This is a genomic window from Nocardiopsis oceani (assembly GCF_054777395.1).
In genome coordinates this window covers 104,095-124,565 of record NZ_BAAHAR010000016.1, presented here as the reverse complement: position 1 = coordinate 124,565, position 20,471 = coordinate 104,095, and the positions used below count along the sequence as shown (strand labels likewise).

The following is a 20,471-nucleotide window of genomic DNA, read 5'->3' as shown; positions in this document are numbered from 1 at the left end:
CTTGGAGTGAGCAGGCGGGGCCTCGTACTTGGCGAGTCAGGACGAAGTATGCCGGGGGCCGTGGCCGGGCGGCGGGTTGAGGGCAGAGCGGAAGTTCACGCCGTCAACCAACGGGTTCTCCAGCGAAACACCAGCTCCTGCCATCCGATCGTAGATCTCCAGGATCAACTCTTTCGTGCGGTAGGTACCGAACTTCGCCTCGTCCTTCCTCTTCACGACCGGGAAGGTCTCCATGATGTAGTCCACGTCATCGCGGCCGATCTCATACAGGTGGAAGAACAGCGCGTCCAATTCAGCGCGCATGATGGCGCGACGGTCGTCATCCCAGTGGAAGGGCGGCCCCTGGTCTCCGAGGTCATACGCGAACGGGACCATGTCATACGCAGTGCAGGTCAGCTCGACAACTCTTGACGAGATGAATCCTGACCATCGGGACAACTGCTCAGGACCCAGAACAGGGAGCTGGTAGGCAATATAGAAATTGAGATGCGTTCCACCAACTTTCGGGCGAGCGCAGTAATCAAACACGAACGACGAAGTACAGGCGACGAAGTCCGCCACCGATCCATTGTCCGCAAGCTCGAGGAATGATACCGGAAGATTGTTACCGACAGCAGCCCTGGGGAATGCGCCGATAATAGCAGTCCGCTCATCCGTGGAACGGCAGATATCACGCCATCCGAGGAGCCATTTTCGCTCCCACCCAGCTGCACCCAACCTAGTCTGTACTCCGGAGCCCGCAAGCGACTCCGCGCCCCGGCCAACCTCACCGTTGACAGCTCCTAGCTCTGAAACCCAGTAGCGCGGAATGACGGAGGAATCCGGATCCATCTTCTCTTCAAGGGTGAGATCGCGCGTATTTCCCTCGTCAGTGAACGTGGCCCACCGGTGGTCGTAGTGGTGGAGCATTTTGGCCTCGTACAGGGGCAGCATCCTCTGCCCGTCCTTGACGAAGACGTTCCCTTCCAGGCCCCAGCCTTCCTTTTCAAGGTCCTCGCGGACGCGGAACTTATCCGAATCCGTGTTCATCATGAACATCAGCTGGAAGCTGATCCCCCAGGGGTTGCCTTCCGGATCACCTTCTCTCACCAGGACCGGAACCCGCTGATAGATCCCCAGGGTGATCTCGGCGTCCCGCCGGGACCGGATGACCGGGCTCGTTCCCGTGTTCGGGTTGAGTAGCGCGATCTCCTCGGGGGCCATGGCGAACGACTTATCGGCACTACCAAGTTCGACCGGGTCCTGCAGGAAGAACGCGAAAGACGCCGCAGGCTCCCTCCGCGCACGTCCAACCAAGGACAGGATGCAAAACTTGAACGACCGGTGCACGGCTGAGAACAGAGGGGACGAATTCTCAAAATCGTAGAGAGCCGATATCGAACCGTTCCGCACCAGATCACTGAAGAAGTGCTGGTTGAACGAATCCGTCGCGATGCCAGAGGGAACGATCTGCGCTGACCTCCCGTGGGCCGACACCAGATTCCGCGCTTCCTCCGCGAACAGGGAATAGGTGTTGAGGCGCCCATAGGAGGTCAGGGGAAACTGTCCCGATGCGTGAGCGAAATGCTTGAAACCATCGTTGGCTCGTTTCGCTTCCCGGTACTCGTTGAAGAGCCCCGGGTTCTCCTGTTCCAGGTTCCGGATCATCCGATCGCGAGCGGTCATATTCGCGGCTTCCGCAATGTCTGCCTGCCTGGATCCGAAGAACTCACGTGCGTCCACCTGCACCTGGTCCCACGGAGGATTCCCGACCACACAGTCGAACCCGCCGGACCAGCCGGTTCCCTCATCCGCCTCTGCGCCACCAGCCGAAGCGAAAACGTCCGGGAACTCCAGGTGCCAGTGGAAGAACCGGTACTGATCGCTCAGCGAACCGATCTCCTCCACCGTGCTAAACGGCGCCCCGTAACCCTCCTTGGCCTTGGACAGGTGACGGAAGACCTCCTGTGTGACGGCACGCGGCGCATCCGCAGTCTTACGCCACATGAACGCGGCGCACCAGGCGTCGGCCATCCGCTTGTCGCGCACGTACTCGTCCGAGTCGGCCCACTCCCGGTATGCGGCCTCCTGACGGTGTACCTGGCCCAGAGAACCAGCGGTAATACCGGTGATCTGTTCCAACCGCTGAGCGTGGACGGTGTTGTCGACCTGCACCGCCTCGTCGTCGATATCGAAGAGGCCGATCCGGCCGCCGCGCTCGTCCTTGTTGGTCTTGGCGAGGAACCGCGCGTGCTTCTTGTCGTCGCCTTCGATGGGTTTGAACGCCTCGTCGGGAATGCCGTCCCGCAGCAGCTTCGGGCTCGCGCCAATCAGCGCGTTGCCGTGCTTGACGTGCGCGTCCAGGAAACTCAACGGCTTTCCGGGCTCCAACGCCTCCAGCCACAGCGAGACCTTGGCCAACTCCACCGCCATCGGGTTGAGGTCCACCCCGTAGATGCAGCGCGCCACCACCTCGTGCATCGCCGCGCGGACAGCATCCACGGTCGGCTCGGGGTTACCCTCCCGCACCGCGGCGACCTTCTTGGCGATCCTCCGCGCCGCCGCCACCAGGAAATGCCCGGACCCACAGGCCGGGTCGCAGACGGTCAGCTTCAGCAGCTCACTGACGATCGCCTCGGCTTCATCCGCCTGGCCTGCCGCGCTCGCCTCAACCGATCCCCGCTTGATCGCCTCTTCGATGACCGGGTCCAGCGAGGAATCCAGCAACGTCTCGATCAGCGAAGAAGGCGTGTAATACGACCCCGTCGTCTTACGGTCGTTGCCCGCCAGCTCCACCAGCTCGAAGCTCCGCTCAGCGGCGCTGTGCTTGGGCACCAGCTCCAGCAGCGACTCGTAGACCGAACCCAGCTCGTCGGCGTCCAGGTTCCGGTAGTCCACCGAGCGCCACCGTTTGGAAGCCGGGTCACGCACCTGCGCCAAGTGCCGGACAGCCCCCAGCAGCGCATCGTTGGACAGCTCCAGGCCCCGCAACGGAGCATCAGCCTCAGTATCAGTGAACAGCCCGCCCAACCTAGGCAGAGCGAGCTCGGGCCGACCGTTCACATCACCCAGGGCATCCAGCACGATCTTCAGCGCCCGGTACTGATCGCCGTGCGCGGTACCCCGACGGCGGCGCGCGTGACCACGCAGCCGCTCGGATGAGAAGTACTTGGCGTAGCGCTCCCTGGCCTGTTCCGGAGCCTGCGGCGGGTGCAGGGCGCCCCGGTCCTCGGCCACGAACAGGAACAGCAGCCGGTAGACCATCCGCAACAGTGCCGCGTGCAGTTCCCGGGTGTCCAGGTTCTCGCGCAGGTGCCCGTTGGCCGGATGCTTGAGGAAACCCGTACCCAGCGTCGTGATGGCCTCCTGCACCCCCTTGCGCAGCTGCTCCAGGGCCCGCGTACCCGAGGTGATGGCATCGGTGCGCCACTTCTCCAACCAGCACGTCGTCGGCGGCTCACCCTCCCTGGTCTGGAACCGCGAGGCGTGCAGCAGCCGGTAGAGCAGCACGAACTCACTGAACAGCTCGCCGTCGAAGATCGCCTCCAGGTCGAACTCGACATACGACGCCGTCGCCAGCGCGCTGGAGTCGCGCAGCAACCGCACCTGCCGCCCATTGGTCACCACCGCCCACAAGTGGTCAGCGGTCCGGTTCAACGCCTCCTGCACCAACGACTGCGGCGGAACCGTGCCCGCTCCCCCGGGCCGCCGGTCCAACTCGGTCCCCCACACCGGAACATGGATCGGCACGTGCTGCCACCGGTGGCTGAGCGGGAAGACCTTCTCCGGATCGTCGTCAGCGGCGATCCCGCCCGAACCCACCTCACCCAGACGGCCGAAGCCCAGCTCGTCGAAGAGCGGCAGCACCCACTGGGACAGGGCCAGACCGGTCGGGTCACCGGCCGGAGTACCGTCACTGTCCGCCGGAAGCTGCCTGCGCAACTCCTTCCACACCGACCTGAGGAACTCCCAGTGCCGCTCAGCGTCATCGCTCACCGAACGCGAACCCACCACCCCGTAGTCCGCAGGCTTGGAGCCGGGCACGTCCTTGCCCCCGGCGATGCGCACCAGCATGTCGGCGGGCAGCAACCCGCCCACCGTGTGCACGGCGGTGAACACCTGATTCTTAGCGATGGCGGACATCAGGCGGCACCTCCGGCGGGGGCAGCGGCATGAGCCACGGGCAGGTAGACGTAGGCCCCGAGGATGTCGGCGCCTTCCTGGGGTTCGACCTTCAACCCCCGGCGGATCTCACCGGAGACTCCGCGCACCCGGCGGTGGGAGTCGGCGAGCTCCTCGGCGAGTTCGCGGCCGTAGGCGTCCAGGTGGTCCGAAAGCGCGGGCAGGCCCTCCAGGACCCGGCCCATGCGGCGCTTGGCCGGTTCCGGTTCGGTATTGGCGTCCGGCTGGACGGTCAGCAGCGCGGTGGCCTCTTCCGAGCTCAGCCACTCGGCGCGGTCGGGCGCACCGCGGAAGGCCAGCAGCCGGGCGTCCTCGGCCACGAGCTGCCGGGTTCCGTGCCGGGAGGGCAGGGTCAGGTGGAAGCGGTAGCGCACCAGTAGCAGGGTGGTGGCCTTCTCCACGGCCTTGGTGCGGACCACCCCGCAGCGACGGGCGGGCCGGGCCCCTGCGGTGGCGGGGTCCAGGGCGGCGTCAAGCACGTGGGAGGCCAGGGCGCCCACCATCGGGTCGGTGCGCACCAGGGCGGCCTCGCCCCTGGCGGTGGCGGTGGTGTCCCGGAAGGGGAAGGGCGGGAAGGGCTGGTCCGGGTCCACGGCCTTGCCCAGCACGGGGGTGAGGGCGTCGCGCAGACCCACCGGGGTGCCGGACACCTCGGCGAGGAAGCCGTCCGGGGCCGGGCGCAGGACCGCCTCCAGCTCCCGCAGCGAGGTCTCCACGAACGCGCGGACCTCCTCGCTGCCGCCCAGGGCCTCGCGGACGGCGGTGACCTCGCGGGCCACCTCTTCGGGGTGGATGGCGCGCTGGGCGTACTTGGAGCGGGAGAGCTTCTCCCGGTCGGCGGCGGACTTCCACTCGGCGTCGAGCTCGTCGGCACGGGCGGTGAGTTCGTCGGTGCCGAACAGGGCCTCCTGCTCGCCGGAGCGGGAGCGCACCAGCAGCCAGTCGACGATGGCGTCCGTGACTCCGGCGGACGACTCGTCGGGCACCGACACCGCGATACCGATGTCCTTGCGGATCTGGCGGTACTTGCGCAGCACCTCCAGGACGTTGCCGTCGATGCCGTTGTCCTCGCCGTACAGGGTGACGACGCGGACTTCGTCCCGCCGCTGTCCGTACCGGTCGACGCGGCCCTCGCGCTGGTCGTGGCGGTTGGGGTTCCACGCCAGGTCGTAGTGGACGACGGCGTCGAAGTAGTGCTGGAGGTTGACGCCCTCGGACAGGCAGTCGGTGGCGACCAGGACCCTGCGGCTCTGCGTACCGGTTCCCGCTGTGCCCGCGCCCTCAGCTCCCTCGTCGCCCCCACCCTGGGCCTCGGCCTCGCGGGCTGCCTCGGCTGCGGCCTCCTCCGCGAGCTCCTCGATGCGCTGGACGCGCTGCTGCGGAGAGAGGGTGCCGGTGACCGACTTGACGGTGGTCTTCCAACCGGGCCTGCCGTCCTTGGCTCGCCCGTTGAGCTTGTTGTCCAGGTGCTCGGCCACGTATTCGGCGGTGTCGATGTAGCGGCAGAAGACGACGGGGTTGTAGCCGTCGGCCAGCAGGTCCTTGAGGTGCTTGACCAGGGCCTTGAGCTTGGCGTCCTTGACGGGGCCCTCCTGCTGCCCGGCCCGCTCGGCCAACAGCAGCAGCGGGTGCTCGGTCTGCCCCTCCTCCTCGTCGGCCTTGGCACCGGGGGCGGTGTCCATGCCCTCCAGCTGGTCGGAGTCGACGGAGTCACGGACCAGCGGGGCGCCGAGTTCGTCGGCCTCCTTCGCCGTCTTGGCAAGGGCGGCCGCGGAACGGGTGGTGAGGGTCTTGGCGGCGGCCCGAGGGGAGGAGACCAGGGCGCGCAGGATGGCGATCGCCGACCACCAGGCGATCCGGTAGTTGCGCCCGCCGGGCGCCCCGGCCTGTTCCACGCGCTCGCTGGCGTAGGCGATGGCGTCCTCGAGCAGCTTCTTGTACTCGGGGGCGAGCTTGTACTTCTCGTCCTTGAACTGGCGGTCGGACGGGAAGGCGGTCTTCTCCGCGAGGGAGTCGTCGGCCAGGCCGTCACCTTCGCGGGTCAGGTACTGGCGCACGTCGGCGCGCTTGCGCTGCACGAAGTGGCGGGCGAGGAGTCCCCGCCCGGCGCGGGTGTCGAAGTCGGCGGTGGCCAGCTCCGGGTTGACCAGCCCGAGCAGTTTCCGGAAGGCCGATTCCTTGCCGCTGTGCGGGGTGGCGGTGACCAGCAGCAGATGGCGCTCGGGGTCGGCGGCGACCTTCTGCAGGAGCTCGTAGCGCAGCTGGTTCTGGTGGGCCTTGGCGTCGTCGGCGGACACGCAGGTGTGCGCCTCGTCCACGATCACCAGATCCGGGCAGTGGCGGACGAAGTCGTCGCGGTGCCGGGTGGACTTGATGAAGTCGGTGGAGATGATGACGTGCTTGTGCTTGTCGAACAGCGACTGCCCCAGGTCCAGGCCGCGCTCCAGGCGCGAGACCGTGGAGGCGAGCACCGGCTCGGCGTCGATGTTGAACTTGGTGCGCAGCTCCTCCTGCCACTGCTCGGCCAGCGCCGGGGAGCACAGCACCGCCAGGCCCTCGGCCTCGCCCTGGGCGAGGAGCTCGGAGGCGACCAGCCCGGCCTCGATGGTCTTGCCGATACCCACGTCGTCGCTGATGAGCATGCGCACGGTCTGCTGGCGCAACGCCATGAGCAGCGGCACCAGCTGGTAGGCGCGCGGCTGCACGGCCATACCGGCCAGGGAGCGGAAGGGCCCGGCGCCGGACCGGAAGCCGATGCGCAGGGCCGAGCGCAGCAGCCCGGCGGCTTCGGCGTTGCCCAGGTCGGCGGGGTCGGGGGCGTCGAAGGTGGCCGCGGAGACCTCCTCGAAGGCTGGGAAGAGCGCGGCCACGTCGTCGTCGCTGCCGCCCAGGGGGCGCAGCACGAGCATGTCGGCGGCGCTCTCGGGGAGCACCACCCATTCGCGGCCCCGGGCCGAGACCAGGGAGCCGGGCGCGTACGTGGTGGTCATGTGGCGGAGTTCCTCGTTCCTCACGGGGGTTTCGCGGGAGGTCTGCGTTCGGGCTTCCGTGATGTTGCTACCAGGATCTCTACCGGCGCCTCTGGTTCCAGCGGTTTCGGGCCTCTGGTAGCGAGATCACGCCCGCCATGCCCTCCGTGTTTACACCGCAAACAAACTGGCCTGGGGAAGCATTGGTGATCCGTGTACTGTGATCCCCATGGACTCCCGCGCCCAGGCCGACACCGAAGAACAGCAGATCAACGCCGCCGACATCGCTCGGCTGGCCGGGGTGACCCGCGCTGCCGTGTCCAACTGGCGGCGCCGCCACGACGGCTTCCCCGCCCCCAGCGGCGGCACCTCGTCCAGCCCGCTCTTCCCGCTGAGCGAGGTCCGCGCGTGGCTGGACAGCCAGAGCAAGGGCGCCCAGGAGTCCCCCGAGGTCCGGCTGTGGCACACCCTGCGCGGCGACTACCCGAGCAACATGCTCGGCGGGCTGGCCGACGTCGCCGAATACCTGGAAGGGAAGGGCCCGGGGGCGCTCAGCGCGGCCGCCACCGACCTCGCCCGCGCGCTGGCCGACGAGAGCTCCCCGGCTCAGATCACCCGTGCGCTCGCCGAGCGCTTCCTCAATTCCAACGAGCGCTCCGGAACGGCGTCGGCCTCCACCACCCGGCTCATCCGGGCCCTGGCCAAGCTCACCGACCCCAACGCCGCCAGTGTGTTCGACCCGGCCTGCGGGACCGGCGCGCTCCTGTTCGCGCTGGGCGAGCCCGACGCCTACCGCGCCGGCCAGGACCTCACCCCCGAAGCGGTCCGTTTCGCCACGGCGCGGGCCGCACTGGAGGGCGGCGGAACGGTCGACATCCGCGAAGGGGACTCCCTGCGCTCAGACCAGTGGCCCGGACACCAGGCCGCGCTCGTGGCGTGCGACCCCCCGACTTCCAGCACCGACTGGGGCCGGGAGGAACTCCTCATGGATCCGCGGTGGGAATTGGCGCTGCCACCCAAAGTGGAGAGCGAACTGGCCTGGCTCCAGCACGCCTACGCCCACACCGCCCCGGGCGGGCAGACCGCGATGGTCGTGTCCACCTCCTGCGCCTACCGGCGGACCGGCCGCCGCATCCGCGCGGAACTGGTGCGGCGCGGCCTGCTCACGGACGTCATCGCCCTGCCCGGCGGGCTGGCCGCCGCCCACGCGCAACCGGTGCACCTGTGGTTGCTCCGCCGCCCCTTCGACGACCGGGACACCGCCGCCTCGGTGCGCATGTGGGACCTCACCGGCATCGACCCCGACAGCCCTTGGGAACTCCACGAGGGCGCGAAGGCCGTGGTTCCGCTCATCGAACTGCTCGACGACGAGGTCGACCTGACCCCGGCCAAGTACCTGGCCCCCGACCTCAGCGACCTGCCCGAGGCCTTCGAGACGACCCGTGAACAGCTACGCCGCGCCTCCGGCGCACTCGACGGCCTCCTGCCCGCGCTGAGCGGCGGCGTCGCCCCGGGGACGGTCACGGGGACCCAGATCAAGGTTTCCGACCTGATCGACGCCGGCCTGGTGGAGCTGGAAGGGGACCGTCTGCGGGCCACGGACGACCGGGTGGACGCCGACTTCCTCAACGGGTTCCTGCACAGCCCGGCCAACACCCGCCGGTCCACGAGCGCCAGCGGCACTTTCCGCACCGACGCCCGCGCCGCCCGGATCCCGCAGATGAGCGTCGAGGAACAGCGCCGCTACGGGGCCGCCTTCCGCGCCGTGGCCGAGTTCGAGCGCAGGGCCAAGGAGCTGGCGGCCGCGGCCGACCAGGCGGCCAAGCTGGCCAGGGAAGGACTGACCTCGGGGGCCCTGGCCCCGGAAGAGGATTCCTGACCGCAAGGTCCCTGCCCCTCGGGGCAGGGCGGGACCGGCCGGGGTGAGCGCAGTTGGCCTGGCCCGGGTCAGCGGGCGGAGACAGCAGGCGGAGACAGCTGTCAGAGCCTGGTGACACAGGGGTCAGGAGCGGGTCCACTCCCCGCAGCTCCTCGTCTCGAAGGCCACGTCCGACGCGGCGATCGTGACGACCTGCTGCCCGCCACCGAAGTGGTTGGCGATGACGGCGTCAAGGGAGCCGTCGGTGCTGGACAGCCGAGCCCAGTAGCAGCTCGATCCACCGTCAGCCCGGTAGGTGCCCGGGGAGATCTCGTCGTCGACCATGAACGTACCGGTGCCGGGGAAACTGTTCTCCTCCGCTTCGGTCTCCAACCCGGTGACCTCGGCTTCCCGGTCGTCGAGCTCCTCCTCGCGCTCGTCCATGTCCTCCTCGCGCTGCTCGAGGTCGTCGGTGCGCTCGCCGATGTCCTCCTCACGGTCGTCCAGCTCGCCTTCGCGCTCGTCGAGCTCCCGGAAAGGACTCTCCAGCTGGGTCACCTGCTCGCGCAGGTCGCTGATCGTGTCCTATTAGTCGGTCTCCAGGGCTTGGGCGTCGTCGAGCTCGAGGGAAACAGCCTCGTGCTCCTCCGCCAGGTCCGTGTACACGTGAGCACGCTCCGGAGACCGGAACGCCCACCCCAGCACGATCCCCAACCCCAAGGAACCGGCCACGACCGCCACGAGCGGAAGCCGCAGCTTCGAGACCCAGTTCCACCTTCCCGACCAGCTCTTACCCGCAGGTTCGGTGTTCTCCCCAGACATGACCGTTCACCACTCTTCTGTGCTCCTCAGTAGCTCTGCGCACTGTGCAGATGGGATTCCACAGTATCCCCAGGCCACTTAGCTTTCAAGTGAAAGCTATGTAAACAGTCCATCGTGCACAGTACGCATACTCAGACCAGGGAACGTAGGACGGCCATAGCCCCGGCGGATACGCATCACCTCTGGTGAACACCGGGTTCCACCCGATCGACGGAGCCCTCTGGTTGCGCGACCAGGGGGCGGATGAGCGGCTGGTGTGTTTGGTGGCCCACCACACCGGAGCCTTCTTCGAGGCCGAGCTTCGGGGTTTGTCCCAGTACTTGGAGGCCTTCAGCAGGGAGGAGTCTGCGACCGCCGACGCCCTGTGGTACGCGGATCTGACCAGCGGGCCCGACGGCCGCCCCAGCACGTTCGAGGCACGGGTAGCGGAGATCCTCACCCGCTACGAACCCGGCTCTGTGGTGCACGAGTCCGTTTCCGAGGCCAGACCGGCCCTCTCTGCCGCGGTACACAGAACCCTTGAGCGGCTGGCTGATCACCCCAGGTAGGGCACTGCCCGGCCCTCCAGCGCGTGCCGCACCCGCAAGGCCATCGACGGATGCATCCCGTAGTCGGCCACGCTCTCGGGTTCGGCCCACAACACCCGTGTCGACTCGCTGCTCGGAGTCGGCTCCCCACCCGTGGCGCGTGCCCGGAACACGAAGGAGCACTCCTGGCGGCACTCGCCGTCGCTGGTGTAGTAGATGAGGTGTCCCGGGTCGGTGTACATCCCCACGAACCCGGTCACCTCGCAGTGGACGCCGGTCTCCTCCAGGGTCTCGCGCACCGCGCACTCGGCCAGGCGTTCTCCGGGGTCCATCCCGCCGCCGGGCATCGCCCAGTTGCCGTTGTCGCTGCGGCGGATCAACAGCAGCCTCCCCGAGCCATCGAACACCGCCGCGTTCGCAGAGGGCACCAGGCTGTTGGGCTCAGGCGCAGCCGGGTCGTCGAGGTAGTCGATTCGTCGTCCCAAGGGGTCAGGTACCTTCCTACAAGCCGGAGTCAGCAGGCCCGCTCAGGCATTGAGCCCAAGCCAGCTGGCGAAGTGCGCGATGCCGTCAGAGGAACACCGCTGTTCGGAGAGGTTCACATGGACCGTCTCCTGAACGCGCGGGAGCGGGTGCGGACCCGGAGGCGTCAGGTTGTCGCTCTGCCCTCTGCACGAGTGGCTGCCAGCCGGTCCGGGTCAGTGCCTGGATTCCCGTGTACCGGTTCCCCTGCCCGGGAGTAGCCGCACACCGGCGGACAATATCTCGCCTCCGCACCGGTCACCGGTCGGTGATCCGGGTCGCGTAGAGGTACAGAAGCGCGTTCATGGAGGTGCCGCTGACGATCTCCCGCTTACGCACGAGATCCGGGATCTGGTCGATCGGAACCCAGTCCAGACGCTCGGCCTCCCAATCCTCCTCGGGCTCGCCGATCTGTTCAGCACTGTCGGACACGAAAATGTGGTGCTCGCTGTCCGAGATACCGCTCGAGGGCTGGGTGTAGAGCAGTGGACGCAGAGGCCCCGGACGCCATCCGGTCTCTTCCTCGACCTCGCGTGCTGCCGCGTCCTTGGGAAGCTCACCTGCCTTGATGCCGCCGATGGGAATCTCGTAACCCCAGGTGTCGGTAATGAAGCGATGACGCCACATGAGCAGAACGTTCCCCTGCCCTTCGAGCACGACGGCTCCTGCCCCAGGGGCAGAGCGGATGACCCGGTGAGCCAGGTGTCGGCCTCCAGTGATTTCCACGTCCGCGAGCCGGATATCGAGCCACTGGTCGGTGTAGAGGGGCTTCTCCGAGTGGACGGTCCAGCGCATGCGGGGTCTCCCTGGGGCTCGCGGTCTACAACCATCAGGCAAGCACAGCTCCAGCATGAGTTGTCCATCGGCCTGTTCGACGAAGTCCAGCACGTCCGGCATCCCCACGGGAGTGGTCGGCTGGAGCCGGTCGACCAGTTGGGCGGGGCGGTCACTGCTAAAACATCTGCTTGACGCGGGACGGCCCCTCGAAGTCGGCGGGGACCGCGTCCATCAACACTTCGTTGACCCGCTGTCCGAGCCACATGTTCGAGTCGCGGCGCATGCCCTGCTTCACGAACCCTGCTTTCTCATAGGCACGAATCGCACCGGCATTCACTTCGATCACGGTCAGCCAGACACACGCCATGTTCGCGACATGGAAGGCGTAGTCCAGGACGAGCCGTGTGGCTTCGGTGCCGACTCCACGCCCACGGTGTTCCGGGTCGAGGGAAACGATGTACTCCGCGTTGCCCCGTGCTTTGTCCATGGCGAGTTTCGCCAGACCCACCGGTGCCACCGGTTCCTGTGCGAGGTCGTAAATCGTGAATCGAATCTCGTCGCTGCTTCCACCGTCGACGAGGATCGCCCGTGTGGTTCTCATGGGCTGCGGACTCTGCCGGTTGTACCCCACGATGGTGGGGATCTGCTGCTCCAGGCGCCAGTACGTTTCGAGGAGGTCCTCTCGGATCGGCCCCAGGCCCGCCTTCTCTCCTCGAAGCCAGATCCACGGAGGGGTCTCATCACTCATGTACGTTCCTTGTTCGTTTCGGATGTGATGGTCAGGAGCTTCGCGCACCGCGATGTGCTCTCGGGTTCGGACACCGGTACGCCATCGAGGGAGACCCAGGCGTGCAGGACGAGAGGCTCACAGCGCTCCGTGATGCCAAGTGACGGATCGCGTTCATGGACTCCTCGAACGACACCGCTGAGGCCGCGTTAAGAAGCCTCGCCCGATTTCGTGGATGAGGCTCCTCATTTCCGGTTGGTGCGGTCGCGCCTACAGCGGAATCTCCGCGATCGTGAGGTCAAGGTCACGGATCATCACCTCGCTCAGCTGCCGGAGCTGGATCTCCGTCACCTTCGCGCCGTGGAGCGAGGCCAGTCCGGACAGGTTCGACAGGTCGCTGCCGCGTAGGTCGGCGCCGGACATCTTGGTGCTCTTGACGTCCGCGCCGAAGGCGCAGTCGTCGAACACCGCGTCCCGGAGGTCGCTTCCGATGATCTCCGCTTCCTTGAAGGAACAGCCGACAAACGCCACGTCACCGGAGACCTTGACCTGTTCCCACCTCGCGTAGTCGAACTGGCAGCCCTCGAAGAGCACGTCCGTCATCGAAACGCGCCCCAGGGACACCCCCATCAGGCGCGAGCCCTGGAACCGGCACCTGCTCAGGGTGACGTCCACCAAGCGATGCGAGGTCAGGTCGAGGTAGGTGAAGTGGGCGTTGGCGACCTTCTCCTCCTCCAACGGGTCGGGGTAGGGCCAGGCTCGCACCGCAGGCTCGTCATCGCTGGGCAGGAGCACTTTCGCGCCCCGGATCTCGGCGGTCTCCACAGGTTTCCCCTACTTCTTCCAGTTGTCCCAGGTCGAACGGTTGTCCCACGGACCGCCTCCGACGTTGTCCCAGGTGTCGCGGTTGTCGAACATCCCCACGGGAGTGGTCGGCCGGAGCCGGTTGCCCAGGTCGGCGGCGCGGTCTCATCACTCATGTACGTTCCATGTTCGTTTCGGATGTGATGGTCAGGAGTACACAGAGCTCAGGGACATGACGCGAATCGATCATGCCCCTGAGAGTTCGTCCGTTTCACGGAGTGAGCTGTGCTCAGGTCCGTTCAACAATCAGAGCGCCGCCGGTGAAGGCGACCCACTCCGCCGAGGTGAGCACCATAACCGTGCTGCGGGGGTTTTTGGAGTCGCGCAGCCCCACCGCGTCGGGGGTGTGAGCGGTGAGGGCGACCTCGACGCAGTCGCCGGTTCCGCTGCCGCTGGCCTTACGGAAGTCGCTGTCCTGGAAAAGGGGGGTCATAGATCAGCCTCCTGGGTGTGGTGTCCGGACCCGACCTGTGCTTGGAGCCCGGCCCGGGCCAGGTACTGCCTGAGGGAAACGGCGTGGGACCGGCAGACCTCCCGCCAGTGCGCGTGTTCACGCACTACTTGCCGATTAGTGGACACTTCGACGTGGGACAAGCTGCCGGCGGCGTCATAGACCATGGTTCCGGTGCGCTCGTCATCGAAGAGCCAGTAGTCCACATCAGGAACCCCCAGCTCGTGTGCGGTCGAGCGCGGCAGGACCGCGATCTCCTCCCCGATCTCGGCGTTCAACGGGTACGCGCAGGTCATCTCGAAGGTGACGTATTCGGTCAGAGGCTCACTGACAACGTGCACCCGATCGATGGAGGCACCCCTGTGCCTGATGGAGCGGACCCGCGCAGCCCAGGGATCCAGCCATGACGGGTCCTGGGGAAGTCCCGCACGGAACCTCTCCAAGGGGGAGCGTTCGCTGGCGGAGTCGTAGAAGTCCAGGGTTTCCAACCGGAAGACCTGATGTCGGAAGTCGTTGAAGGTGCGGAGGAAGTCGGGCATCGCCATCTTGGTCACTGCGCTGCTCCGTGGGGTTTCGGTGGCGAGGGCAAGCTAGTCTGGACTGCTAACCTTCTCGAAGATCATAATCAGCCTAATCCGACTAAAGCAAGAATAACATGGGAGGTTGCGTGCCGGAGGGCAAGAGAACCGACGAAGCCAGGAAGGAGCTCGCTTCCCTGCTACGGACGGCCCGGCTGGATCGCGGCCTGTCCGGGCAGGAGTTGGCGGACGCCCTGGGCTGGTCGCAGTCGAAGATATCCAAGATCGAGAACGGACGGACCCGGCCTTCACAGGGAGATGTCCGGACCTGGCTCGAAACGTGCCACGCCTCGGCTCAGGTGCTGCACCATGGCGCCGGACTGGCAGAGAGCGCACTGGTGGAGTCCCGCCACTGGCGGTCCGTGCACTCCCGAGGCATGGCTTCGGGACAGTCGGGGGTCCAGGAGTTGGAGGAGCACTCCAGGACCGTGAGATCTTTCCAGCCGTCCTTGGTGCCCGGCCTGCTTCAGACGGCCGAGTACGCCCGCCAGGTGCTGACTGCCGTCAACATTTCCGGCCAGGTCGATATCCCCGAAGCCGTCGCTGCTCGGATGCGCCGTCAAGAGGTGCTCTACCGTGCCGACCGGCGCTTCGAATTCACTCTCACGGAAAGTGCTCTGCGCTGGCATCCGCACGACGGGGACATCCTGCCCGCACAGTGGGACCGGTTGCTGTCGATCGCCACTTTGAGCAACGTAGCCCTCCGGGTTCTCCCCCTGCACGCTTCCTTCGGCCACCTCCAGAGCAACGGATTTCTCTTGTTCGAAGACGCTGATGGACCCACCGTCATCGTGGAGACGTTCACGAGGGAACTGCTTCTCACCGACCCGGACGAGGTCGACCAATACCGGGAGATCCACGCGCGCCTGACCGACCACGCTTTGTCAGAGCGCGACTCCCGCGAGCTCATCCGGGATCTCGGCACCGCGGTCTAACCACGTAGTCAGCTTCGGGCGCGGGACTGGTTGACACTGCTTCAAGTCCCCGATTAGTCTCTTTTGAGTCTGACACATGAATGATGAGTATCTGAGAGAGGCGCACATGAACATCAGCAGCGTTACCTCCCCGGACACGACGACGCCCCTCGCCCCCGCCGACCTCGGCAGGATCATGACGCTCAGCCTGTCGGAGAACGGCATGGACAGGATGACCGTTTCCCAGGTGGAGGAGACCCTGGCCTGCTCCGCCCTGACCGCTCACTTCTAGGCCGACGAGTCCTCTACCCCATGGAATAAGGAGACTTGAGTGAGCAACTGGGAACGGGTCACACTGCTCTTCGCCAACGGTGCAAGGCCGTTGGCGCACGACGACACCCTGTCGTTCGCTGATCTACTGCGCGCGAACCGCTTTCCGCCGTCCATGTTCCAGGCCTACGAAGTACCCGGCGACGGAAGCCTGAGGCCCGTTCCCATCTCTCACACGCTCGACTCGATACCTGAGACCAGCAACGTCATCCTCCAGTGCATGCGCAACACCGATGCCGCACTGGTGCCGCGCACACCAGACACTTACGCCCACACGGACAACCCGGTGGCGGCCGTGTACAACCTCAAGTACGCCGAGCGGGGATCCCGGCACGGCGTCCACTTAGTCGACGAGCACCAGCTCCGCGAGACGGTCTTCGACAAGATCGCGGACTTCCTCCAGGAACACAGCGTGGAGCTTCCGCTGGTCGCCGGGATCTCCGGCGGAGGCGACTCCAGCAGCATCGTTCAGGGTGTGCGCCGCTACGCCACGGCGCGAGACCTCCCCGCAGACCAGGTGCTGTGCTTCACCGTGGTCCTGGACCCGCTCTGGCGGGGATCGGCCGCGGAACGGGCACGTGATCTGTGTGAGGGGCACGGGTTCAGCCACCGGGTGCTCTTCCCGGAGGACATCGCGGCCCTGCTGGGGATGAGCACCTCACCCCAGGCCCTGTGGTCCGAGATCAGGTCTACCTACGGACCCGATTCCTCGCACTTCTTCGGGACCTGGCTGCTCAACCTCGTGGGACGCGCACTCAACAAGGAGATCGGCGGCTCCACACTCCTGATGGGCTACAACCGCGAGGACGTCATGGCAGAACTGTTGTTCTGCTTGATGAACGGGCGTCGCCCGCTTCCCTACCCCAAACGCCGCACCGGTGAGGTGGACTGCTTCATGCCGGTGTGGGACGTGCCCAAGGTTCTGCTGGACTCGTGCTATCCCCGGGTGAGCGAGGTCAACTACTCCGAGCGCGTCGACTCCACCGCACCACGGCGCTCCTCGATCTACTACCAAGCGCACGCCTTGGACGCGATCGTGCCGCAGATGTCCCTGTCACTGATGACGGGGGTGCGCACGCTGATGGACTCCCTCGAAGGCTGGGAGGAGTTGGAAGCCGTCGACGGCACACCGCTTCTGCACACCGGCCACGGAAGCCCTGAGGGCCGGAGTGCGCTGGTCACACTCCTGTCCCGGTACTTCCCGGACTGGCCGGTCAGCGATCCTCACCCACAGTAGTCTTCCGTTATCCCGGAAACCGTGACGCCACATCAGGAGCAGCGTGCATATGGCCAATACAGCCCCCTCCGGAACGAGGGACTTCCTCGCCGACGACCTGCGCCGCCGCAAGGCGGCGTTCGCCACCGTCAGCGACATCTTCGAAAGGTACGGGTTCGACCCGCTGGAAACCCCCGCCTTCGAGCGGCTGGAGGTACTGACCGGCAAGTACGGAGAAGAGGCCTCCCAACTCCTGTTCAAGATCCTGCGTCGCGGGGTCCACGAGGCCTCCGGCAAGCCCGACCTGGCGCTGCGCTACGACCACACGGTTCCCCTCGCCCGCGTCATCGGCACCCACGGGGCGAAGCTGCCCAAGCCCTACAAGCGCTACGCCATCGGCCCGGTGTGGCGGGCCGACCGCCCCCAAGAGGGCCGGTTCCGGGAGTTCGTGCAGTGCGACATCGACACGGCGGGTTCCTCTTCGCCGCTGGCCGACGCTGAGATCGTCCTGGCCCTGGCCGAGAGCCTGGACGCCCTGGGAGTGCACCGGTTCCGCTTCCTCGTCAACAGCCGCGAAGCACTCCGCGGCCTCCTGCAGGTCTACGGCGTCCCCGAGGGCGAAGGTGACGGGGTCCTGGCGACACTGGACAAGCTCGACAAGGTGGGCGCCGGCGCGGTCGCCAAGGAACTGGCTGATGAGCGCGGTCTGGACGTGGCGACCGCCGAACGCCTGGCCGAGGACGTCGCCTCTGACGACCCGGAGCTGATCCGGTCCAAACTCGCCATGAACGAAGTCGGCCAGCGCGGGCTCGCCCAGATCGACAGCCTGCTGGAGTTGACCGCCGATCTAGGTGACCGGGCCGTGTTCGCTCCGCGGATGGTGCGCGGCCTGGACTACTACACGGGCGCCATCTACGAGGTCGAAGCCGAAGGCTTCCCGGGGTCGATCGCGGCGGGCGGGCGCTACGACGGCCTGGTGGCCTCGCTGGGCGGGCCGGGCATGCCCGCCTGCGGTGGTTCGATCGGGATCGAGCGCATCCTGGCACTACAGGACACCGGTGACACCCCCGCTGTGGGCCTCGACGTCGCGATCACGGTGCTGGGCGGTCAGGCCGAGCTGATGAAACTGGCGGGCCGACTGCGCTCACAGGGCCTACGGGTGGGCACCTACCTGGGTTCCTCCGGCAAGCTCGGCAAACAGCTCCAGTGGGCCAGCGCACAGCACGCGCGGTTCGCGGTGATCTTCGGCCCCGAGGAACAGGAGGCCGGAGAGGTCACCATCCGCGACATGGCCTCGGGTGAACAGAACCGCCTGCCCCTGACGCAGGCCAGCACCACGATCCTGGACCGCCTCGAGAGGTGAATTCTTGACCGCACCCGCCCCCGCCCCCGGACCCAGCGCATCGGCACCCTCTCGCCGCGCAGCACGGTCGGCGCCGCCGGGCCTCATCCGCGAAGCGGCCTCCAGACTCGGCACCGGTCTGGCCGACGACCGGCAGGTGGCGCAGGGTTTCCGCCCGGCGGTGGGAATGCCGACGGCGCGAGGCACCTGGGCACGGATCAGCTGGCACTCCCCCGCCGCGCTCTTCCCCCGCGAGTTCAGCGGTTTGGAGGCGTCGATGGCCGTGCGCGATGTCCCCAAACCGTCGTTCCTCCAGGCCGCGCACTGGATGAGCGGCGGCCTCGTCTGCCGCGCAGAGGAGATGACACTGATCGCCGAGAGGACGGTCTCGACCACCTACACCCTGCACGAGGCCCCCGCGGTAACCGAGCGCTGGTGGGAGGATCTGGCCGTGGCTCTGGCCAACCTGGCCCGCACAGACACCCCCCGCGTCGGCCTCGTTCAGGAGGACGTCGACCGCTCCATCGAACGGGCGTTCTCCACTCCGGTCGACACGACGATCCACGACTGGGTGGTCGGCCACGGGGACCTGCAGTGGCCCAACCTCACCGCGCCACGCCTGTTCCTCCTGGACTGGGACAGTTGGGGGCTGCTGCCCCGGGGACTGGACGCGGCGAAGATGTGGGCCTCAGCGTTCCGGCTGCCAAGGCTCACCGAGGAGATCTCGGAACGTTTCGCCGACGACCTCGACACCAGGGACGGCAAGCTCGCGCGGCTGTGGGTGTGCGCGAACAGGATCCTGGGCGCCAGGCGGCGGGGCAGGGAGACAGACCAGTCCGAGCACGCCCGCTGGGCCGGCGAACGCCTCCTCGCTGAGCTGGTCTGAGCGGCAGGGGTCCACACTCATGGGAAACCCTCGGTCTGGCTCAAGATGCTCGAACCGAACACCTCTGGTCGCAAGGCCTACGCCAAGGCGGACTTCCAGGAAGTGGGGACCTTGCGCAGCGCCGGCGTCTGGAGGGGGGCGGCGCTGCGGAGAGGTGGTCATGGACGCCCTACCGGAGTATTTCCCCTGGCCGTCGGTGACCGTGGGCGAGGGCGACTGACGGTAGGGGCGGAGGAAGCGGGGTAGTCGCGCCGGGGCATCTCCTGGCGCGGCTGTTCCGTGCTTGGGGAGGAGGGCAGGGGGATGCGGCCGGTGGATGAGATCCCCCGATACCGACAACGTTAGGGACTCGCGGGGGCGCGCGCGAGGCCCGGTGTCGGGGCTGTGGACAACCGGGGGTGGAAGTGTGGCGGCCGGGCGGTGGGGGCCGCCCGGCCGGTGTGGTGCGGGGTGGTCACCACCACAGGGTGGTCAGGTGGTGGGCCGCGGCGCCGGTGGTGGCGGCCAGGGTGTAGGCGAGGAGTTTCCAGCCGGTGCGGCGGGGTTTGCGGTGGCTGCGCGGGCGGGGCGGGAAGGGATCCCGCTCGGGGGCCGGGCGGGGGCGCGGCACTCGTGGGGCGGGCGGGTCGGGCGTCGTGGGCGGGTCGGGTGGGTCGGGGCGGTTCGGGGGCCGGTCGGCCTGTTGGCGGCGGGCCGCGGCGACCTTCATCCAGTGCGGGAGGGTGCCGTGTTCCATCCGGTATTGGACGCGGGGGTTGTCGGCCATCTGGGCGAGCAGGCGCTGTTCGCGGGTGGGCGGCCGGGCGGGGGCGCGGGTGCCGGTCCGGGTGCGGGTGCGGGTGCGGGTGAAGCGCTGTCCCCGGGGCGCGGTCAGGACCTGGCGCACCCCGGGGTCCACCTGGTTTAGGGCGGTCACCGGGCCACCTCGCGGGCAGGGAGGGCGGGGAGCCCGGGGAGGGTGAACTCGGCCCAGGTGACGGTGCCCAGCCCTTCGCAGAAGGGGAAGTCCAGCACCGAGCGAGTGCCCCAGCGGTCGGCCAGGTGGTGGATGATCAGCAAGCCGCGGCCGCGCTCGGCCTCGGTCCACTCGTCGAGGGTTCGCTGGTGCGGGATCTCGGGCCGCGCGGGCCCGGCGGCACCGCCTGTGTCAGTGCGGGTGCCGTCGTCGACGACGGCGACCTGGAGGGTGGCGGCGTCAGGCATGTGCAGCGTGCGGATGACGCGCCCTTCGGGGTCCTGGCCCGAGCGCGAGTGGTCGCACGAGTTCGCGAACATCTCGCTGGCGCACAGCACGATGTCCTCGCTGGCCTGCGCGGTCATTCCGGCCAGCCGGGCGAGGTCGGCGGCCAGGTCGGAGCGGACCCAGGCGGTCTGGGCGAGGTCGCCGGGGTAGACGCGGGAGGGCCAGCGGCGCCCGGTGAAGGGCGTGGTGGGGGTGTGGATCCCAGCGCGGGCGTGCGGCACAATGGACATGTCGATCTCGCTTTCTGTTCTTCACAGGGTTGGAAATGGGTCGGCCTGCTCTGG

Annotated in this window: 20 protein-coding genes; 7 read left to right on the top strand and 13 right to left on the bottom strand. The window is 67.4% G+C overall.

The features are described from left to right. Positions 1 to 36 precede the first annotated feature (36 nt). Positions 37 to 4,122 carry an Eco57I restriction-modification methylase domain-containing protein gene (locus ACYVDG_RS11565; RefSeq protein WP_460749403.1) on the bottom strand — a complete coding sequence of 1,362 codons (4,086 nt, stop codon included), beginning with the start codon at positions 4,120 to 4,122 and terminating at the stop codon, positions 37 to 39. Continuing rightward, positions 4,122 to 7,151 carry a helicase-related protein gene (locus tag ACYVDG_RS11560; protein WP_460749400.1) on the bottom strand — a complete coding sequence of 1,010 codons (3,030 nt, stop codon included), beginning with the start codon at positions 7,149 to 7,151 and terminating at the stop codon, positions 4,122 to 4,124. Before ACYVDG_RS11560 ends, ACYVDG_RS11565 begins: the two co-directional genes overlap by 1 nt. A gap of 208 nt (positions 7,152 to 7,359) precedes the next feature. Between ACYVDG_RS11560 and ACYVDG_RS11555 the strand changes: the two genes are divergently transcribed. Continuing rightward, positions 7,360 to 9,009 (top strand): N-6 DNA methylase, encoded by a 1,650-nt coding sequence (locus tag ACYVDG_RS11555; RefSeq protein ID WP_460749398.1) that lies wholly within the window; start codon positions 7,360 to 7,362, stop codon positions 9,007 to 9,009. A 123-nt stretch (positions 9,010 to 9,132) separates the two neighbouring features. Here the strand turns inward: ACYVDG_RS11555 and ACYVDG_RS11550 are convergent, their stop codons facing one another. After that, positions 9,133 to 9,546, bottom strand: coding sequence for a hypothetical protein (locus ACYVDG_RS11550; RefSeq protein ID WP_460749396.1), 414 nt, complete (start codon positions 9,544 to 9,546; stop codon positions 9,133 to 9,135). 30 nt (positions 9,547 to 9,576) lie between these two features. After that, on the bottom strand, positions 9,577 to 9,810 hold the full coding sequence (locus ACYVDG_RS11545; protein ID WP_460749394.1) for a hypothetical protein: 234 nt from the start codon (positions 9,808 to 9,810) through the stop codon (positions 9,577 to 9,579). A gap of 185 nt (positions 9,811 to 9,995) precedes the next feature. Here ACYVDG_RS11545 and ACYVDG_RS11540 point away from each other — a divergent pair, with 185 nt between their 5' ends. After that, positions 9,996 to 10,358, top strand: coding sequence for a phosphohydrolase (locus tag ACYVDG_RS11540; RefSeq protein WP_460749391.1), 363 nt, complete (start codon positions 9,996 to 9,998; stop codon positions 10,356 to 10,358). Here the strand turns inward: ACYVDG_RS11540 and ACYVDG_RS11535 are convergent. The 7 genes from ACYVDG_RS11535 to ACYVDG_RS11505 all read right to left on the bottom strand — a co-directional run bounded on the left by ACYVDG_RS11535 (position 10,346) and on the right by ACYVDG_RS11505 (position 14,223). Continuing rightward, positions 10,346 to 10,822 carry an NUDIX hydrolase gene (locus tag ACYVDG_RS11535; RefSeq protein ID WP_460749389.1) on the bottom strand — a complete coding sequence of 159 codons (477 nt, stop codon included), beginning with the start codon at positions 10,820 to 10,822 and terminating at the stop codon, positions 10,346 to 10,348. The two genes, ACYVDG_RS11540 and ACYVDG_RS11535, sit on opposite strands and share 13 nt — an antisense overlap. Before the next feature lie 295 nt (positions 10,823 to 11,117). After that, entirely contained in the window at positions 11,118 to 11,654 is a 537-nt protein-coding gene (locus tag ACYVDG_RS11530) for an NUDIX hydrolase (RefSeq protein WP_460749387.1), read from the bottom strand. A 157-nt stretch (positions 11,655 to 11,811) separates the two neighbouring features. Beyond that, positions 11,812 to 12,384 carry a GNAT family N-acetyltransferase gene (locus ACYVDG_RS11525; RefSeq protein ID WP_460749385.1) on the bottom strand — a complete coding sequence of 191 codons (573 nt, stop codon included), beginning with the start codon at positions 12,382 to 12,384 and terminating at the stop codon, positions 11,812 to 11,814. Positions 12,385 to 12,633: 249 nt separating this feature from the next. Next, on the bottom strand, positions 12,634 to 13,188 hold the full coding sequence (locus tag ACYVDG_RS11520) for a pentapeptide repeat-containing protein (RefSeq protein ID WP_460749383.1): 555 nt from the start codon (positions 13,186 to 13,188) through the stop codon (positions 12,634 to 12,636). Positions 13,189 to 13,197: 9 nt separating this feature from the next. After that, positions 13,198 to 13,317 (bottom strand): multiple cyclophane-containing RiPP AmcA, encoded by a 120-nt coding sequence (amcA, locus tag ACYVDG_RS11515; protein WP_460749473.1) that lies wholly within the window; start codon positions 13,315 to 13,317, stop codon positions 13,198 to 13,200. A gap of 139 nt (positions 13,318 to 13,456) precedes the next feature. Next, entirely contained in the window at positions 13,457 to 13,660 is a 204-nt protein-coding gene (locus ACYVDG_RS11510) for a DUF397 domain-containing protein (RefSeq protein WP_460749380.1), read from the bottom strand. After that, on the bottom strand, positions 13,657 to 14,223 hold the full coding sequence (locus tag ACYVDG_RS11505; RefSeq protein ID WP_460749469.1) for a DUF6879 family protein: 567 nt from the start codon (positions 14,221 to 14,223) through the stop codon (positions 13,657 to 13,659). The genes ACYVDG_RS11510 and ACYVDG_RS11505 overlap by 4 nt, the downstream gene beginning before the upstream one ends. Positions 14,224 to 14,345: 122 nt before the next feature. Between ACYVDG_RS11505 and ACYVDG_RS11500 the strand changes: the two genes are divergently transcribed. From ACYVDG_RS11500 to ACYVDG_RS11480, 5 genes are all read left to right on the top strand, one after another. After that, positions 14,346 to 15,191 (top strand): helix-turn-helix domain-containing protein, encoded by an 846-nt coding sequence (locus ACYVDG_RS11500; RefSeq protein ID WP_460749378.1) that lies wholly within the window; start codon positions 14,346 to 14,348, stop codon positions 15,189 to 15,191. 76 nt (positions 15,192 to 15,267) lie between these two features. Beyond that, positions 15,268 to 15,462, top strand: coding sequence for a hypothetical protein (locus tag ACYVDG_RS11495; protein WP_460749375.1), 195 nt, complete (start codon positions 15,268 to 15,270; stop codon positions 15,460 to 15,462). A gap of 39 nt (positions 15,463 to 15,501) precedes the next feature. Next, positions 15,502 to 16,737: a hypothetical protein gene (locus ACYVDG_RS11490; protein ID WP_460749373.1), complete on the top strand. Its 1,236-nt coding sequence runs from the start codon at positions 15,502 to 15,504 to the stop codon at positions 16,735 to 16,737. 49 nt (positions 16,738 to 16,786) lie between these two features. After that, positions 16,787 to 18,079 (top strand): histidine--tRNA ligase, encoded by a 1,293-nt coding sequence (hisS, locus tag ACYVDG_RS11485; RefSeq protein ID WP_460749371.1) that lies wholly within the window; start codon positions 16,787 to 16,789, stop codon positions 18,077 to 18,079. A gap of 4 nt (positions 18,080 to 18,083) precedes the next feature. Next, positions 18,084 to 18,944, top strand: a complete 861-nt coding sequence (locus ACYVDG_RS11480) for a hypothetical protein (protein ID WP_460749368.1) — start codon at positions 18,084 to 18,086, stop codon at positions 18,942 to 18,944. Between the two features lie 454 nt (positions 18,945 to 19,398). Here the strand turns inward: ACYVDG_RS11480 and ACYVDG_RS11475 are convergent, their stop codons facing one another. Together ACYVDG_RS11475 and ACYVDG_RS11470 are read right to left on the bottom strand one after the other, a co-directional pair. After that, positions 19,399 to 19,860: a hypothetical protein gene (locus tag ACYVDG_RS11475; protein WP_460749366.1), complete on the bottom strand. Its 462-nt coding sequence runs from the start codon at positions 19,858 to 19,860 to the stop codon at positions 19,399 to 19,401. Continuing rightward, positions 19,857 to 20,417 carry an ATP-binding protein gene (locus tag ACYVDG_RS11470; RefSeq protein ID WP_460749363.1) on the bottom strand — a complete coding sequence of 187 codons (561 nt, stop codon included), beginning with the start codon at positions 20,415 to 20,417 and terminating at the stop codon, positions 19,857 to 19,859. The genes ACYVDG_RS11475 and ACYVDG_RS11470 overlap by 4 nt, the downstream gene beginning before the upstream one ends. Positions 20,418 to 20,471 lie beyond the last annotated feature (54 nt).

What these genes read in the sequence shown, in the direction of transcription:
- ACYVDG_RS11565 (WP_460749403.1), bottom strand. Translation starts at nt 4,122, where the DNA reads ATGTCCGCCATCGCTAAGAATCAGGTGTTCACCGCCGTGCACACGGTG.
- ACYVDG_RS11560 (WP_460749400.1), bottom strand. Translation starts at nt 7,151, where the DNA reads ATGACCACCACGTACGCGCCCGGCTCCCTGGTCTCGGCCCGGGGCCGC.
- ACYVDG_RS11555 (WP_460749398.1), top strand. Translation starts at nt 7,360, where the DNA reads ATGGACTCCCGCGCCCAGGCCGACACCGAAGAACAGCAGATCAACGCC.
- ACYVDG_RS11545 (WP_460749394.1), bottom strand. Translation starts at nt 9,810, where the DNA reads ATGTCTGGGGAGAACACCGAACCTGCGGGTAAGAGCTGGTCGGGAAGG.
- ACYVDG_RS11530 (WP_460749387.1), bottom strand. Translation starts at nt 11,654, where the DNA reads ATGCGCTGGACCGTCCACTCGGAGAAGCCCCTCTACACCGACCAGTGG.
- ACYVDG_RS11525 (WP_460749385.1), bottom strand. Translation starts at nt 12,384, where the DNA reads ATGAGTGATGAGACCCCTCCGTGGATCTGGCTTCGAGGAGAGAAGGCG.
- ACYVDG_RS11510 (WP_460749380.1), bottom strand. Translation starts at nt 13,660, where the DNA reads ATGACCCCCCTTTTCCAGGACAGCGACTTCCGTAAGGCCAGCGGCAGC.
- ACYVDG_RS11505 (WP_460749469.1), bottom strand. Translation starts at nt 14,223, where the DNA reads ATGGCGATGCCCGACTTCCTCCGCACCTTCAACGACTTCCGACATCAG.
- ACYVDG_RS11495 (WP_460749375.1), top strand. Translation starts at nt 15,268, where the DNA reads ATGAATGATGAGTATCTGAGAGAGGCGCACATGAACATCAGCAGCGTT.
- hisS (WP_460749371.1), top strand. Translation starts at nt 16,787, where the DNA reads ATGGCCAATACAGCCCCCTCCGGAACGAGGGACTTCCTCGCCGACGAC.
- ACYVDG_RS11470 (WP_460749363.1), bottom strand. Translation starts at nt 20,417, where the DNA reads ATGTCCATTGTGCCGCACGCCCGCGCTGGGATCCACACCCCCACCACG.